This window comes from Streptomyces sp. TP-A0356 (assembly GCF_001417775.1).
GTDB lineage: Bacteria > Actinomycetota > Actinomycetes > Streptomycetales > Streptomycetaceae > Streptomyces.
The window spans coordinates 10,668-27,006 of record NZ_BBZJ01000019.1; the positions used below are offsets into that span (position 1 = coordinate 10,668).

At 71.1% G+C, this 16,339-nt stretch carries 11 protein-coding genes; 6 read left to right on the forward strand and 5 right to left on the reverse strand.

Translation table 11 applies throughout. The features are described from left to right. Nucleotides 1-141: 141 nt before the first annotated feature. On the reverse strand, nucleotides 142-3,342 hold the full coding sequence (locus ASC56_RS16990) for a tetratricopeptide repeat protein (protein ID WP_055492279.1): 3,201 nt from the start codon (nucleotides 3,340-3,342) through the stop codon (nucleotides 142-144). 265 nt (nucleotides 3,343-3,607) lie between these two features. Further along, nucleotides 3,608-4,027, reverse strand: a complete 420-nt coding sequence (locus ASC56_RS16995) for a hypothetical protein (protein WP_055492280.1) — start codon at nucleotides 4,025-4,027, stop codon at nucleotides 3,608-3,610. 88 nt (nucleotides 4,028-4,115) lie between these two features. On the opposite strand from ASC56_RS16995, the gene ASC56_RS17000 reads away from it, so the two are divergent. The 6 genes from ASC56_RS17000 to ASC56_RS17025 all read left to right on the forward strand — a co-directional run bounded on the left by ASC56_RS17000 (nucleotide 4,116) and on the right by ASC56_RS17025 (nucleotide 13,679). Beyond that, entirely contained in the window at nucleotides 4,116-4,763 is a 648-nt protein-coding gene (locus ASC56_RS17000; protein ID WP_055492281.1) for a helix-turn-helix domain-containing protein, read from the forward strand. A 65-nt stretch (nucleotides 4,764-4,828) separates the two neighbouring features. Beyond that, nucleotides 4,829-6,856 carry a thioredoxin domain-containing protein gene (locus ASC56_RS17005; protein WP_055492282.1) on the forward strand — a complete coding sequence of 676 codons (2,028 nt, stop codon included), beginning with the start codon at nucleotides 4,829-4,831 and terminating at the stop codon, nucleotides 6,854-6,856. Nucleotides 6,857-7,068: 212 nt separating this feature from the next. Beyond that, nucleotides 7,069-8,346 (forward strand): glycosyltransferase, encoded by a 1,278-nt coding sequence (locus ASC56_RS17010; protein WP_055492283.1) that lies wholly within the window; start codon nucleotides 7,069-7,071, stop codon nucleotides 8,344-8,346. Beyond that, nucleotides 8,343-9,983 carry a glycosyltransferase family 39 protein gene (locus ASC56_RS17015; protein WP_055492284.1) on the forward strand — a complete coding sequence of 547 codons (1,641 nt, stop codon included), beginning with the start codon at nucleotides 8,343-8,345 and terminating at the stop codon, nucleotides 9,981-9,983. The genes ASC56_RS17010 and ASC56_RS17015 overlap by 4 nt, the downstream gene beginning before the upstream one ends. 40 nt (nucleotides 9,984-10,023) lie before the next feature. After that, nucleotides 10,024-11,259 (forward strand): glycosyltransferase family 2 protein, encoded by a 1,236-nt coding sequence (locus ASC56_RS17020; protein ID WP_055492285.1) that lies wholly within the window; start codon nucleotides 10,024-10,026, stop codon nucleotides 11,257-11,259. A gap of 20 nt (nucleotides 11,260-11,279) precedes the next feature. Continuing rightward, entirely contained in the window at nucleotides 11,280-13,679 is a 2,400-nt protein-coding gene (locus tag ASC56_RS17025) for a galactose oxidase-like domain-containing protein (protein ID WP_079102591.1), read from the forward strand. 52 nt (nucleotides 13,680-13,731) lie between these two features. Here the strand turns inward: ASC56_RS17025 and ASC56_RS17030 are convergent, their stop codons facing one another. The 3 genes from ASC56_RS17030 to ASC56_RS17040 all read right to left on the reverse strand — a co-directional run bounded on the left by ASC56_RS17030 (nucleotide 13,732) and on the right by ASC56_RS17040 (nucleotide 16,117). After that, on the reverse strand, nucleotides 13,732-14,463 hold the full coding sequence (locus ASC56_RS17030) for a Mut7-C RNAse domain-containing protein (protein WP_055492287.1): 732 nt from the start codon (nucleotides 14,461-14,463) through the stop codon (nucleotides 13,732-13,734). Between the two features lie 25 nt (nucleotides 14,464-14,488). Beyond that, nucleotides 14,489-15,157 (reverse strand): TetR/AcrR family transcriptional regulator, encoded by a 669-nt coding sequence (locus tag ASC56_RS17035; RefSeq protein WP_055492288.1) that lies wholly within the window; start codon nucleotides 15,155-15,157, stop codon nucleotides 14,489-14,491. A gap of 246 nt (nucleotides 15,158-15,403) precedes the next feature. Then, nucleotides 15,404-16,117, reverse strand: a complete 714-nt coding sequence (locus ASC56_RS17040) for a hemolysin III family protein (RefSeq protein ID WP_055492289.1) — start codon at nucleotides 16,115-16,117, stop codon at nucleotides 15,404-15,406. Nucleotides 16,118-16,339: the final 222 nt, after the last annotated feature.

Consider the following 16,339-nt stretch of genomic DNA (forward strand, 5'->3'; position numbering starts at 1 on the left):
ATCCCCTGTTCGCAATGAGCGGTCGGCCTGCGGTGCCGTGAACCGGGATCGGGCGGTTCGGCACCGGGCCGCGCCGTCGCCGTTGCCCGCCATGGCCGCGGACAGGTGGCGCACGACGCGGCCGGTCCTGGCCGCGGCCCCTCAGCTCTGGGCCCCGACCGCCACCCCCATGACCTCGCGTGCGTGCCGGCCCGGCACCATTCCCAGGCGCCAAGCCTGCCAGCCGTCCTCCAGGCTCACCCCGCGCTCCAACGCCAGCTGGTAGGCCCCCACGTAGTCGTCCAGCTTCTCGTCCCGCATCGGGTGGCCGGTGCGGGACAGCTGGGCCAGTTCCTCCTGGGCAACGGCCGTGCCCACCTCCGTGCCTCCCGGGGAGGCGTAGGGAAGGAGGGTGCAGCGCAGGAAGCGGGCCCAGTCCTCGCCCCTGCGGTCGCCGTACGAGGTGAACAGGCCCACCGCCTCGTCGCACAGGGCCAGCGCCTGCTGGGTGCGGGCGTTGCCGGCGTCCACCACCGCCAGTTCCAGACACGTCCATGCCTCGCCGTGGGCGACGCCGATGCGCTGGAAGTCCGCCTTCGCGTCCACCAGCAGCTGCCGGGCGAAGCCCGAGTTCCGCAGAGATCCCGTCTGGGCCGCGCGCTGGTCCCGGGTCACCCGCGCCGAGTGGTGGCGGGCGCAGGCCAGGCCGTAGACGTCGCGCATCCGCGAGAACATCGTGCGCGAGCGTTCCAGTTCGCGGACCGCCTGGTCCAGGTCGCCCGTCTCCTCCAGGCCCTGGCCCAGGTAGTAGACCGTCCAGGCCTCGCCGCGCGCGTCCTCGTTCTCCCGGTGGCGGGCGGCCGCCCGGCGCAGGGCGTCGGCCGCCGCGGACGCGTCGCCGGCGACCAGCCGGGCCCGGGCCAGCTGGGTCAGGGCCCAGGCCTCGCCGCGTGCGTCACGGGTGCGGGTGTACAGATCCAGCGCCGTGTTCAGCTCGCTCTCCGCGCGCGGTACGTCCCCCATGCGCAGGGCCAGTTGGCCCAGCTGGAAGTGGGCCCAGGCCTCGCCGTGCACCGACTCGTTCTCCCGGTGCAGCACGAGGGCACGGGTGAGCAGGTCCAGTGCCTGGGCCAGCCGGGCCCGGTCGCGCTCCACCGCCGCCAGCGCGTGCATCGTCCACGCGCGGTCCGCGGCCAGCTCGGGGGAGGCCTGCAGGTCCATCGCCTCCTGGAGCCTGCCCGCCGCCTCGGTGAGGTTGCCCTGGTGGTGGAGGGTGATGCCGAGCGAGCACAGCGCCCTGGCCGCGCCCGCGTCGTGGTGTGCCTCGAAGTAGAGGTCCACCACCGAGGCCAGCGTCGTGCGCGCCTTGTCCAGTTCGCCCAGCTGACGGGCCGCGATGCCCGTACGCCACTGCACCGAGCGCACCAGCAGGCCCTGGTCGACGGCCTGCGTCAGCTCGCTGATCTCACCCAGCCGGTACAGGTCGCCGCGCAGCAGGCAGTAGTCGCACAGGGCGCCGAGGAGGTTGAGTACCGCCGCCTGGTCGACGCCCTCCGTGTGCCGCAGGGTCGCGGTGATGAAGCTCGACTCGTCGTCCAGCCAGCGCAGCGCGGCGTCCAGCGAGGTGAAGCCGTGCGGGCCGAAGCGGTCCGAGCGGGTCGACATGTTGCCGTCCACCAGGCGCAGCACCGAGTCCGCGAGCTCCGCGTAGTTCACGATCAGGCGTTCCTGTGCGGCCGTGCGCTCGGCCGGCTCCTCCTCGTCCAGCAGCCGGGCCTGGGCGAAGGCCCGTACCAGGTCGTGCAGGCGGTAGCGGCTGCCGCGCACATGGTCGATCAGGCCCGCGCGGGACAGCGTCTGCAGATGCCGTGTCGCCTCCTGCTCGTCCGTGGCCAGCAGGGCCGCCGCCGCGGCGGCGCCCAGCGACGCCCGGCCCGCCAGCGCGAGCCGCCGCAGCAGGCGCCTGGCCGTCTCCGGCTGGTCCGTGTAGCGCAGCCACAGGGCGCGCTCCACCGGCTCCACCGGGCCGTAGGCGCCGAGGTCCGTGGCCAGTTGACGGGGCGTCCGGGGACCGAGGGACGAGCCCGCGATGCGCAGGGCGAGCGGCAGGCCGCCGCACAGCTCCCTGGTGCGGTCGGCGGCCTCGGCGTCGTACGGCCCCGAGCTGTCCTGGGCCGCCGCGGTCAGCAGTTCCTCCGCGCCCGCCGCGTCCAGTGCCTCGACCGGGAGCTGGTGCACCCGGGCCGGCAGGTCCGACGGCAGGTCGAGGGGCGCCCGCGCGGTGACGATCACCAGGCTCTCGGAGCGCTCCGGTACGAGGGTGCGGACCTGTTCGGGGTCCGAGGCGTCGTCGAGGACGATGGTGACCGGAAGACCCGTCAGATGCTGGTGGTAGAGCTCGCTCAGCCGCTTGACCTGCTGGTCGGGTGCGGAGCGTTCGCGGAACAGGAGCTGCTCGCGGGGTGCGCCGAGGCGGTTGAGCAGATGGAGCAGGGCGTCACGGGTGGACAGCGGGGGCTCCTCGGGGCTGTCGCCGCGCAGGTCCACGACGCAGGCGCCGCGGAAGTGGTCCCTGAGGTCGTGCGCGGCGCGGATCGCGAGCGTCGTGCGGCCCGAGCCCGGGGTGCCGTGCAGGACGACCACCGATGGCTTGGTCTGCGTACTCGCGCGGGCCGCCTGGACCCATTGCCGGATCCGCGCCAGCTCCTGCCGTCGGCCCGCGAACGGCCCGACGGGCTCAGGGAGCTGACCGAAGGACTGCTCAAGCACCGTGCGCCTGCGGGCCGCGGCGCTCTTGTCGCTGCCGCGCAGCTTGGGCGCGCTCTTCTTGGGCGTCGTGGACGCGACGATCACCCGCTGCTGGTCGAGGAAGGGCCGGATACCGCGCACCTCCAGGGCGGTCAGCCACTGCAGCCGCAGCTGCTCGGGACCGCCGGGCTGGCCGAGCGCGCCGGCCCGCCGGCTGGCCGCCGGAAGATGGGACGCGGTCACCTTCACCACCGTGGCCGCGGCGCCCACGGCCCCGACGGTGACCGCCGTGCCGAGTGCCGTCCCGCCGTCCGTGCCCAGCACGAGGTCCGCCACGCAGGCCGCGACCGCGGCAACGGCCGCCACCATCAAGGCTGTTCCTGCGCCCTCCTTCGCATACCGCTGGCCGAAGGTCAGTCGGCCGGCCTGCCCCTCGTCCAGGGCGCGTGTGTACGCCTCGTACTCCTCCGTGGCCGTCTGTGCCATGGCGTCGAGCGCGGCGCGCGCCCGTGACAGCAGCACTGTCCCGTCGGTGCGGCCGCCGGAGCGGCGCACCTCCTCCTCCACGGCCCGTGCCAACAGCCGCTCGGCTTCCGCCCGATGGCCGTCCCGCATGTCACGTCCCCCTCCGGCGTCAACTTCGTTGCTCCACAGTGTCCTTCGAGTGGCACGTGAGCGCGAGAGCGTCACCGGTGGGCGGCGATCTCTCTTGCGTGGCGGGGACGTTCGGCGTGCAGGGGCGGCGTCGGACTCGACGCGAGCGAGCCGATCGTCGCGGGTTTCCTCAAGGGCGCGGCGCCGCCGGTTCGAGGTCGCCGTCGGGACAGGCCCGCCGCATGAGGGAGGCGGGCCGGGCACGAAGGCCCACCCACCGGTCACCTCACCCGCACCCCGTGATCCCCGTCCTCCTCGACACGGCCAGGAACAGACAGGCCCCCGCCAGCACCCCCTCCGCCACCGCACAGGCATAGGCCCGGGCGAGGTCACTGCCCGGCAGGGAGGTGGTTATGTCGAACCAGGCGTCCAGGACCGCCACCGCGGCGGTCGCCGATGCCGTGAGCCGCGCGGAGACATGGCCGCGCAGGCCGAGCAGGGCCGTGGCCGCGCAGCCGGCCGCCAGCAGGACGTCCAGCCCCACCCACGCCACCTGCCAGTTCCGCACCTTCGGGCTGCCCGGGAGCGTCTGGGCCAGCAGCACCATCCAGGGCACGAGGCCCATGGCCGCCGCGCCCAGCACCACCAGGGTCCAGCGCCGCGCGACGGCGGCGCCCGACCGGTCGTAGGTCTCGATCGTCCGCATGCGCCCACCCTAGACCGCAGAGGAAGTTCTGCAAAGAGAGTTCTGCAGAACTCACTCTGCAGAGCGAAGTCGGCGGTACGGTGGTGCCATGACGGAGCCCGAACCGACCAGCCTGGAGCGCACCGCGCTCTACAAATCCCTCGGCAACCCGTTGCGCCGCCGCATCCTGGAGTACCTGGGCACCCATGCGGAGGCGAACTCGACGGTGCTCGCCAAGGTGCTCGGCGAGAGCTCCGGGACGACCAGCTACCACCTGCGCAAGCTCGCCGAGCAGCGTCTCATCGAGGAGATCCCCGAGAAGTCCGGTGGCCGCGAGCGCTGGTGGCGCGCCCTGCCCTTCCGTCACACCACCCCCGACCCGGCCGCGATGGCCCCCCAGGAGTTCGCGGCCGCGGAGCACCTCGCCCTCCTGAAGATCGACGTGGACGCCGACCTCTTCCGCCGTGCCCACAGGGAGTACCGGGGCCCCGAGGGCTGGGCCCAGGTCATGCGGGCCGGTGCCTGGATGACCCGGGAGGAACTGCTGGACTTCGTACGCGAGTACCAGGCGCTCCTCGACCGTCACGGCCATGCGCGCGAGGACGCACCCGAAGGCGCCCGCCCCGTCAGTCTGCGGTTCTACGCCGTCCCGGACGCGCCCCGCGAGGAGCCCGCCGAGGAGGTCGCCCGGTCCCTCCCCGGAAGTCCGTCCCAGGCCCGAACTCGCAAGGCCGCAGGCCGCTCCGCGTCCCCGTAGACCGGCCCGCGCGAGCCTCGGGCCGCCCGAAGGTGCCCGCCCCGTCCCCGTGGGAGAGTGGGGGAGTGAACCGACTGGCCCATGAGACGTCCCCGTACCTGCTCCAGCATGCCGACAACCCCGTCGACTGGTGGCCCTGGTCGGCCGAGGCCTTCGACGAGGCGCGCCGGCGGAACGTGCCCGTCCTGCTGAGCGTCGGCTACAGCAGCTGCCACTGGTGCCACGTCATGGCCCACGAGTCCTTCGAGGACCAGGCGACCGCGGCCTATCTCAACGAGCACTTCGTCAGCGTCAAGGTCGACCGCGAGGAGCGGCCCGACGTCGACGCCGTCTACATGGAGGCGGTCCAGGCCGCCACCGGTCAGGGCGGCTGGCCCATGACGGTGTTCCTCACCCCCGACGCCGAGCCCTTCTACTTCGGCACCTACTTCCCGCCCATCCCCCGCCACGGCATGCCCTCCTTCCGTCAGGTCCTCCAAGGCGTCCACCAGGCCTGGGCCGACCGCCGGGAGGAGGTCACCGAGGTCGCCGGGAAGATCGTCCGCGACCTCGCCCACCGCGAGATCACCTACGGCGGCACCCGCACCCCCGGCGAGGAGGAGCTGGCCCAGGCACTGCTCGGCCTCACCCGTGAGTACGACCCGCAGCGCGGCGGCTTCGGCGCCGCCCCCAAGTTCCCGCCGTCCATGGTCATCGAGTTCCTGCTGCGCCACCACGCCCGCACCGGCTCCGAGGGCGCCCTCCAGATGGCACAGGACACCTGCGAGCGCATGGCGCGCGGCGGCATCTACGACCAGCTCGGCGGCGGCTTCGCCCGCTACTCCGTGGACCGCGACTGGGTCGTCCCGCACTTCGAGAAGATGCTGTACGACAACGCCCTGCTGTGCCGGGTGTACGCCCACCTGTGGCGGGCCACCGGCTCCGAGCTCGCCCGTCGCGTCGCGCTGGAGACGGCCGACTTCCTGGTGCGCGAACTGCGCACGAGCGAGGGCGGGTTCGCCTCCGCCCTCGACGCCGACAGCGACGACGGCACCGGCGAGCACGTCGAGGGCGCGTACTACGTGTGGACGCCCGAACAGCTCGCCGAGGTCCTCGGCCCCGAGGACGCCGAATACGCCGCCCAGTACTTCGGTGTCACCGAGGAAGGCACCTTCGAACAAGGCAGTTCGGTCCTCCAACTCCCACAACAGGAGGGGGTGTTCGACGCGCAGAGGATCGAGTCGATCAGGCGCCGCCTCCTGGAGAGGCGAGCGGAACGCCCTGCCCCCGGCCGCGACGACAAGGTGGTGGCGGCCTGGAACGGCCTCGCCGTCGCCGCCCTCGCCGAGACCGGCGCGTACTTCGACCGCCCCGATCTCCTGGACGCCGCGATCGGCGCCGCCGACCTGCTGGTCCGGCTGCACATGGACGAGCACGCCCGTCTGGCGCGTACGTCGAAGGACGGCGGGATCGGCGCCAACGCCGGCGTGCTGGAGGACTACGCGGATGTCGCCGAGGGCTTCCTCGCGCTCGCGTCCGTCACCGGCGAGGGTGTCTGGCTGGAGTTCGCCGGATTCCTGCTCGACCATGTGCTCGCGCAGTTCGCCGACGAGACCGGGGCGCTCTACGACACCGCCGCCGACGCCGAGAAGCTCATCCGCCGTCCCCAGGACCCCACCGACAACGCCACCCCATCCGGCTGGACCGCCGCCGCCGGGGCCCTCCTGTCGTACGCCGCGCAGACCGGTTCCGAACGCCATCGCACCGCGGCGGAGCGGGCGTTGGGCGTCGTCAAGGCGCTCGGGCCGCGTGTGCCGCGTTTCACCGGCTGGGGGCTGGCCGTCGCCGAGGCGCTTCTGGACGGTCCGCGTGAGGTCGCGGTCGTCGGTCCGGCCGCGGACGATCCGGCGACAAGGGCCCTGCACCGTACGGCGCTTCTGGGCACCGCTCCCGGGGCGGTCGTGGCCGTGGGTACTCCTGGGAGTGATGAGCTGCCGCTTCTTGTTGACCGTCCTCTCGTCGACGGCGCACCGACCGCGTACGTCTGCCGCAACTTCACCTGTGATGCTCCGACCACCGATCCGGACCGCCTGCGCAGGGCGCTGAGCGGCTGAAACGCTTTCCGGAGCGAGCTGTTCCAGATATCCGAATTGGGCACCTGTTCGGAAAGATCCCCCTAGGCAACCGACCGGTCCGAAACAAGCTATTTATCGGAAGAGCTCCCCAACTTCACAGTTCCCCCCTAGTCTCTGCACGGTGACGTGACGGAGGCGGCTCATGACGCGCTGTCGCGACCGGGGGGTTCTTGGGGATCTGGGGGGATCTTTTGCTGATGTCTGTCTTCATCGCTGCCGTTTCACTGGCCTTGTTCTGGATGGCGGCCTTCACCCTGTGGTGGCAGATGCACGCGTGGCGCACGCCCGAGGTGCTCGCCTCCACCCGCTTCAGCAGCCCGGACGGCGCCGCGCACCTGTCGTTCTCGCTGTTGCTGCCGGCGAGACACGAACAGGCCGTACTGGACCACACGATCGGGCGGCTGCTGGAGTCGACCCACGCCGACTTCGAGATCATCGTCATCGTCGGGCACGACGACCCGGAGACCACCGAGGTCGCCCGGAAGGCCGAGGCCCGCGACGCACGGGTGCGCGTGGTCGTCGACCACCACGAGAAGAAGAACAAGCCGAAGGCCATGAACACGGCGCTGCCGCACTGCCGCGGCGCCGTCGTCGGGGTCTTCGACGCCGAGGACCAGGTCCACCCGGAGCTGCTCGCCCACGTCGACCACGCCTTCCGCTCCACGGGCGCCGACGTCGTCCAGGGCGGGGTGCAGCTCATCAACTTCCACTCCAGCTGGTACAGCCTGCGCAACTGCCTGGAGTACTTCTTCTGGTTCCGCTCCCGGCTGCACCTGCACGCGCAGAAGGGGTTCATCCCGCTCGGCGGCAACACCGTCTTCGTCCGCACGGACGTGCTCAGGGAAGCCGACGGCTGGGACGCCGACTGCCTCGCCGAGGACTGTGACCTGGGCGTGCGGCTGTCCAGCGTCGGCAAGAAGGTGGTCGTCGCCTACGACTCCGACATGGTCACCCGGGAGGAGACCCCCGGCTCGCTGATGTCGCTGCTCAAGCAGCGCACCCGGTGGAACCAGGGGTTCCTGCAGGTCTACCGCAAGAAGGACTGGAAGCAGCTCCCCGGCTTCGGGCAGCGGCTGCTCGCCCGCTACACCCTCATGACGCCGTTCCTGCAGGCCTTCTCCGGCGTCGTCATCCCGCTCAACGCGGCGGTCGCCCTCTTCCTCGACGTGCCCGTCGGTATCGCCTTCCTCACCTTCCTGCCGCTCGTCACCGCGGCGGTCACCTTCGTCTTCGAGGTCGTCGGACTGCACGACTTCGGCACGCAGTACGGGCTGCGCGTCCGCCTCGTCCACTACGTGAAGCTCATCGTGGGCGGTCCCTTCTACCAGGTGCTCCTCGCCGGTGCCGCCCTCCGCGCCGTCTGGCGCGAGCAGCGCGGACGCAACGACTGGGAGCTGACCAGCCACGTCGGCGCGCATCTGACCGCGGCCGGTGTGATCCGCCAGTCCCGAGAGGACGTTGCTGCGTGACCTCCACTCTTCCCGCGGCGACCGGCACCCAGGTCCCCGCGCAGGGCACACGTGTCCCCGGCACCGTCCCCGCTCCCCGTCCGGCGTTCCGTCTGCGTGGCTCTCGTCCCGATCTGGTGCTGTGCGGAGTGCTCCTCGCGGTGATCCTCACGGTGCAGGGCTGGAACATCGGCGCCTATCCGACGCTCAGCGACGACGAGGGCACCTACCTCGCCCAGGCGTGGGCCGTGCAGAACGGCCACGGCCTCGCCCACTACACGTACTGGTACGACCACCCGCCGCTCGGCTGGATCCAGATAGCACTGCTGACCTGGATCCCCGCCCACATCGTCCCCGGCCTGATGACGGTCGGCACGATGCGGGTCGCCATGCTGCTGGTCAGTGCGGTGAGCGCGGTGCTCGTCCATGTCCTCGCCCGCCGGCTGCTGCTGCCGACCTGGGCGGCCGGGCTCGCCATGGTGCTGTTCGGCGTCTCCCCGCTCTCGGTGGTCCTCCAGCGTGAGATCTTCCTCGACAACATCGCGGTGATGTGGACGCTCCTCGCGTTCACCCTGGCCGCGTCCCCGAGCCGCCACCTCTGGCACCACTTCGGCGCGGGCCTCGCCGCCGCCGCGGGCGTCCTCACCAAGGAGACGATGCTCGTCGTCCTGCCCGCCGTCTTCCTCACCATGTGGCGCCACAGCCACCGCGACACCCGGAAGTTCGCGCTGACCGGCGCGGTCACGGCATGTGTCCTGATCGGCATCTCCTACCCGCTCTTCGCTCTGCTCAAGGGCGAGTTGCTGCCGGGAGCGGGCCATGTCTCCCTGTGGGACGGCATCACCTACCAGATGAGCCGCGCCGGTTCCGGATTCATCCTCGACCCCCGCTCCGGCTCGTACGGCGTCCTGCACTCCTGGCTCTACTACGACCGCGTCCTGCCGCTCGGCGGCCTCGCCGGAGCGCTGGTGCTCCTGCTCACCTGGCGCTGGTCGGTGACCGCACGGGCGCTGGCCGGACCCGCGCTCGCCGTCGCGATCCTCACCCTGGTCGCGATGCGGCCGAGCGGCTATCTGCCCGCGATGTACGTCATCCAGGCCCTGCCGTTCCTCGCGCTCGTGCTCGCCGGAGCCGCCGCGAGCATCGCCCATCTGGTGCTGCGGCGGTGGCGGAGCAGGACCGGGAAGCCGTACGTCACCTGGGCGCGGTACGCCGTGGCGGCGCTGCTCGTGGCCGCCGCCGGGGCCTATGTCGTGCCCCGCTGGTACGACGGCGACCGCACCGCCCTGACCGCCGACGCCAACGCCCCCTACCGGGCCGCCTCGCACTGGCTCACCAGCCAGGTGAAGGACCCCGCCCGCACCCGGGTCCTGGTCGACGACGCGCTCTGGCTCGACCTCGTCCACGCCGGATACCGGCCCGGGCTCGGCGCCATCTGGTTCTACAAGGCCGACCTCGACCCCGCGGTGACCAGGACGATGCCGAACGGCTGGCGGGACCTCGACTACGTGGTCGCCTCCCCGACGGTCCGGCGCGACGCGGCCAATCTGCCGGGCGTCCGGGCCACCATCCAGCACTCCACACCGGTCGCCACCTTCGGCACCGGCGCCGACCGGATCGAGATCCGTCGGATCCAGACCGCCGGAGGCGCCCGATGACCACCGACGTCCGCAGCATCCAGGCCCCGGGAGACGACCGATGAGCCACGAGCCCACCGCTCCGGGCGGACTGGGGGACCCGGCGGTACGCGCCGCCACCGTGCCAACCGAGCGCCGAAGGGAGGTCCCCGAACCAGGGGCCGTCACCATCGTCGTACCGACCTACAACGAGTCGGGGAACATTCGTGAGCTGCTGCGCCGGATCACCGAGTCGGTGCCCGCACGGCTGCCCTGCGAGGTCGTCTTCGTCGACGACTCCACCGACGACACCCCTGACGTGATCTCCCGAGAGGCGCAGGACTGCCCCTTCCCGGTCACCGTGCTGCACCGGGACGAGCCGGCCGACGGGCTCGGTGGGGCCGTGGTGGAGGGCATGAAGGCGGCCGGCTCCGACTGGATCGTCGTCATGGACGGGGACCTGCAGCATCCGCCGTCCCTGGTACCGGAGTTGGTCGGCACCGGCGAGCGTACGAACGCCGGGCTCGTGGTCGCCTCCCGCTACACCAAGGGCGGCAGCCGCGCCGGACTCGCGGGCGGCTACCGGATCGCCGTCTCGCGTGGCGCGACCTGGCTGACCAAGTCGCTGTTCCCGCGCAGGCTGCGCGGCGTCAGCGACCCGATGAGCGGCTTCTTCGCCATCCGCCGCAGCGCGGTCACGGCGGAGATCCTGCAGCCGCTCGGCTACAAGATCCTCCTCGAACTGGCCGTGCGCAGCAGGCCGCGCACGGTCACCGAAGTGCCGTTCGTCTTCCAGGACCGGTTCGCGGGCGAGTCCAAGTCGACCGCGCGGGAGGGCCTGCGCTTCCTGCGCCATCTGGCCGGGCTGCGCACCGCCTCGCCCCTCGCGCGCATGGTGGCCTTCGGACTGATCGGCGCCACCGGATTCGTACCGAACCTGGTCGGCCTGTGGACCCTCACCGGACTCGGTATGCACTACCTGCCGGCCGAGATCCTCGCCAACCAGCTGGGTGTGGCCTGGAACTTCCTGCTCATCGAGCAATTGCTGTTCCGTGAGCGCCGCCGGCACCGCCACTGGTGGGACCGGGTGGGACGGTTCGCGCTCCTGGCCAACGCCGACCTGGTGCTGCGCATTCCGCTGATCGCGCTGCTGGTCGGCACGTTCGCCATGGGGGTGCTGTCCGCCACCGCGCTGGCGCTGGCGATGACCTTCGTCCTGCGCTTCGTGGGGACCGAAGCGCTGGTCTATCTGCCGCGCCGCGGCCGGCGCACGCATCGTGCCGCGGGCGGAAGCCGCACAGCAAGGAGAACCATGTGAAGACCGTCCGCCCACTCCGCATGTTCCGCAGACGCAGAACCGCCCTGCTGGCCGTGACCGGCATGACCGCGGGCCTGCTTCTGACCTCGCCGCAGCCCGCGTCCGCCGCGAACCTCGTCAAGAACCCCGGCTTCGAAGTCGACGGCACCGACGGGATGCCGTACTGCTGGGAGAAGTCCGGCTGGGGCGACAACGACTTCACCTTCACCACCACCGGTGACTCCCACTCCGGCAGCAAGGCCATGAAGGTCGAGCTGACCCGCCGCGTCGACGGCGACCGCAAGGCGCTCATCACCGAGTCCGCGAGCTGTGCGCCCGTGGTCACGCCGGGCAAGCAGTACGACCTGGGCGTCTGGTACAAGTCGACGACCCCGGACACCGCGGTGACCCTGTTCCGGCACGACACGACCGCGGGCTGGCAGTACTGGACGGACCTCAAGACGCTCGACATGAGCGCGAGCTGGTCCCAGGCGAGTGTCCGCACACCCGCGGTACCGGCCGGCACCGACATGATCACCTGGGGTGTCTCGGTGTACGGCACCGGGTCCGTGACCACCGACGACTACACCATGGCGCAGGTCCCCGACCCGCTGCCGCCCGCGCAGTGCACGGGCACGGCCGACCAGTGCGCGGGCGGCGGCTGGCAGGTCCTGCCCACGCAGAACCCGGTGCGCTCGATGCACTCCGTCGTCCTCAACAACGGCAAGGTGCTGCTGATCGCGGGCTCGGGCAACAACCCGGACGACTTCGCGGCCGGCACCTTCACGAGCGCCGTCTACGACCCGTCGAACGGCTCGTACAAGCTGATCCCCACTCCGAAGGACCTGTTCTGCTCCGGGCACGTCCAGCTCCAGGACGGCCGGGTGCTGGTGATGAGCGGCACCAAGGCGTACACGGTCCCGGGCGGCCACGGCTACGAGGGGTTCAAGGACTCGTACATCTTCGACCCGGCGACCGAGACGTACACCAAGACGAACGACCTCAACGACGGCCACTGGTACCCGTCGGCGACCGAGCTCGGCAACGGTGACGTGATCACCTTCGGCGGACTGCGCGAGGACTCCACGGGCTCGGTGACCGCCGACTACTGGTCGAACAAGGACCAGCAGTGGCTGCCGACGTGGAAGGTCAACCAGACCTGGTCGTTCTGGGGCCTGTACCCGTCGATGATCCTCATGCAGGACGGCCGCCTCTTCTACTCCGGCAGCCATGTCTTCGGCAACAACATCCCCGGCACCGGCTCGGCGATCTACGACTACCACGCGAACACGGTCACGCAGGTCCCTGGCCTGCAGAACAAGGACGAACGCGACCAGTCGGCGAGTGTGCTGCTGCCTCCCGCCCAGGACCAGAAGGTCCTCACCATCGGCGGCGGCAACATCATGACCAACCCGGACGCGAACCGCCTCACGGACATCATCGACCTCAAGCAACCCAACCCGCAGTACGTCGCCGGACCGCCGCTGCCGCAGGGCAAGGTCGACCTCGGCAACGGACCGGTGGCCGAGACCGGGAACCAGGGCAAGATGTACGCCTCCACGGTGCTCCTGCCGGACGGCAAGGTGCTGGAGACGGGCGGCGCGCTGCACAACCGCGCCAACTCGGTCTACGAGGCCTCGGTCTTCGACCCGAACACCACCACCTTCACCCCGGTGGCCGTCGACCCCGAGTCCCGCGGCTACCACTCCTCCGCCTTCCTGCTGCCGGACGGCCGCGTGATGGCGACCGGCGACAACCCGGGCAACGGCACCTGGAACCACAACGTGTCGATCTACTCGCCGCCGTACCTGTTCAAGGGCCCCCGCCCGACGATCACCTCGCTGATCGACAACCAGTGGACGTACGGCACCACACAGCGCATCACGGTCGACCGGCCCATCGCCAAGGCGGAGCTGATCCGTCCCGCTGCGGTCACCCACTCCTCGGACCCCAACCAGCGGTTCGTCGACCTGCCGCTGTCGGTGAACGGCCCCAACGTCGACCTGAACGTGACGAGCAACCCCGACCTGGCGCCGCCCGGCTGGTACATGCTCTTCGCGGTCGACGCGAACGGCGTCCCCTCGGTCGCGAAGTGGGTCCATCTGCAGGGGCCGGCGGCGCTGTCCGCGAGCACGCCCTCCGCCCATGTCCACTCCTTCGCCGACTCCCTGTCGGGCACGACCACCCGGGCGGGAAAGAAGCGCACGTCGCAGCCGGTCAGTCCGACCATCTCGGGCTGCGACCGGCACTACGGCTCGGCCAACGTGTGCGTGCCCACGGTGTTCCCGCCGGAGGTGAGGAAGACGACGGCCGCACGCTGCGCCTGGCTGCGGCAGAACGACTACGGCCGTCTGAAGGTCAACGGCAGGGACGACCCCCTGGGCCTCGACCCCAACCGGGACGGGGTGGCCTGCGGCAAGGGCGATGTGAAGAGGCGTTAGGGATCCTCGCACTATGCCCGCCCGGGTCGCGCGCTCATAGTGCAAGGACCCCTTAGCCCCGGCTCGAACCCTGCGCGAGGGCGCGCTCCACGATGGCCTCCAGCTGTTCGTGGTGCGCGCCCTTCCAGTACGCCCGCCCGCACTCCCGGCACTGGGCGAAGACGTCGTACGAGCGCTGTGTACCGCCTTCGAGCTGGTCGGCGACCTCTTCCTTCGTGGCGTCCCTCAGCAGTCCGTTGCAGGCGGTGCACCGTGTCCACGGGCGCAGCTCGGGCGCGAACCGATCGAGAACGTCGCGGAGTTGGTCCTCCGGACGGGTGCTGTAGATGAACGCGCCCGCCCACAGCTCCCGGCGGCGCAGCAGCCCCCGGTCGCGGCTGAGCATCACGCGCTGCTCCGCCGCCGAGCGGGCGGCGAGCGCCGGGTCGCCGATGTCCGACGCCTCGTACGCGGTGTCCACGCCGAGCAGCCGCAGACGGCGGGCGAGGGTGCCGAGGTGGACGTCGAGCAGGAATCGCAGCGGAGCTCCCGGGACGCGCTGGGGGCGGTCGACGGGGCGTACGGCCACGGACTCACCGGCCGTCGGGACATGGGAGACCGGCACGTCGCGGCCGTCCACGACCAGTGCCCCGACCTCGGTCAGCGGCACGCCCAGGGACTCGACGACATGGCCGAGTGTGGAGGCGCCGTCGGTGACGACCTTGGTGGCGCGCCCGCGCCGTCCGTGCGGGACGAAGAGCCCCAGCTCCGGGGAGAACTCGACGTGGATCTCGGGTCCGTTCACGTGGTCAGCATGGCACGGGCCGCGCTCAGGGCGCCTCGGAATCGCGCCGCGCCAGACCCTGCTCCAGCACCTCCAGCGCGCGCTCGGCGTACTCCCCGATGTCCCCCCGCTGCCCGTGCTCGGCCCAGTAGCGGGAGGCCTCCATCAGCGCGCCGACGATGCCCATGCAGTACACCCGTACCTCCAGGTCGTCGGGGTCGCGCCCGGTGCGCTCGGCCACCACCCGGCACATCATCCGGCCGGTCACGGACATGCTCTCGATCATCCGGGAGCGGACGGCGGGCACCTCCACCATCAGCCGTCCGCGCAGCTCCATCTCCTCGCGCGTCTCGAACTCGTCCGACATGCTCCGCTCGACGGCGTGGCGGACGACGTGCCGGAGGGACGTCAGCAGGGGTTCGTCGGCGGGCCGCGCGCGCAGTTCCTCCTCCAGGATCGGGTCGTACTCGTCGGTGACGACGATGTCCTCCTTGGTGGGGAAGTACCGGAACACCGTGGAGGGGGAGACCTCGGCCGCCTCCGCGATCTGCTCGATGGTGGTCGCGTCGTACCCCTGCTCCTGGACCAGCCGGTACGTCGCCTCGCGGATCGCCATACGAGTCTTGATCTTCTTCCGCTCGCGCAGCCCCAGACGGGGTTCGACGGCGGGGTGGAGCTGTGTGCGGTGGCGGCCATGGTCGTCATTGTCGGGCATCCCCCGGGGCGGGGACCATGTCGGGGCTCTGGCCCGGGAGCGTTCCCGCGGGTTTCGCGCCGGGCGGGAGCGCCGCCGCGAGCAACGCCGTGACCAGCGCGACGATGCCGCTGACCAGCAGGAACAGGATGACGGCAGCAATGAAATGAGAGTAGCTCTCAAAAGATGTCAGCCGTCAATGGGGAGCGGGTTTCGGGGCGCGGGAATGGCCACGGCGGGGCCGTGGCCATGAAGGAGCCGGGGGAGCTATGAGTGCTGGTAGGCCACCAGCGAGATCCCCACGTAGTGCACGACGAAGGCGGCGAGGGTGAGGGAGTGGAAGACCTCGTGGAAGCCGAACCAACGCGGGGACGGATTGGGTCGCTTGATGCCGTAGACCACGCCGCCCGCGCTGTAGAGCAGGCCTCCCACGACGACGAGCACCAGGACGGCGATCCCGCCCCTCCGTGTGAAGTCGGGCAGGAAGAAGACGGCCGCCCAGCCCATCGCGATGTAGCAGGGCGTGTACAGCCAGCGCGGGGCGCCGACCCAGAAGACCCGGAAGACGATGCCGGCCGCCGCCGCGGCCCAGATGCTCCACAGCAGCCACCGGCCCTTCGTGCCCGGCAGGAGCAGCAGGGTCAGCGGGGTGTAGGTGCCCGCGATGATCAGGAAGATGTTGGCGTGGTCGAGCCGGCGCAGGACGCCGTCCATGCGCGGGCTCCAGTTGCCGCGATGGTAGAGCGCGCTGACTCCGAACAGCAGGCAGGCCGTCAGAACGTAGATGCCACAGGCGATGCGGCCCCGGGTCGAGTCCGCGAGGGCCGTGAGCACCAGACCTGCCACCAGGACGGTCGGGAACATTCCGAGGTGCAGCCAGCCACGGAGCTTCGGCTTCACCGGGTGGGGCAGCGAGAGCGCGACGGGACCGCGGCCGACTGCCGGCGAGTCCGTGGGCGCGTCGGGGACGGACGCAGTCATGCGGGCATGGTACCTACGCGACCGTAAGTCGTGAATCAAGGTGGGACCGGTATCACCCGCGCTGTCCGGACTGCGCGGAGGCGGCGCCGGACCGCGGCAACGCAAAAGATCCTTCAGTCGAACCCTACGTGCACGCAAAGAAACGCGGAGACAGTGGCGATCCTCACTCCGCTCAGCTGTGACGTCCTCTGGACAGATGCGCAATCACGTCGGATGATCAAA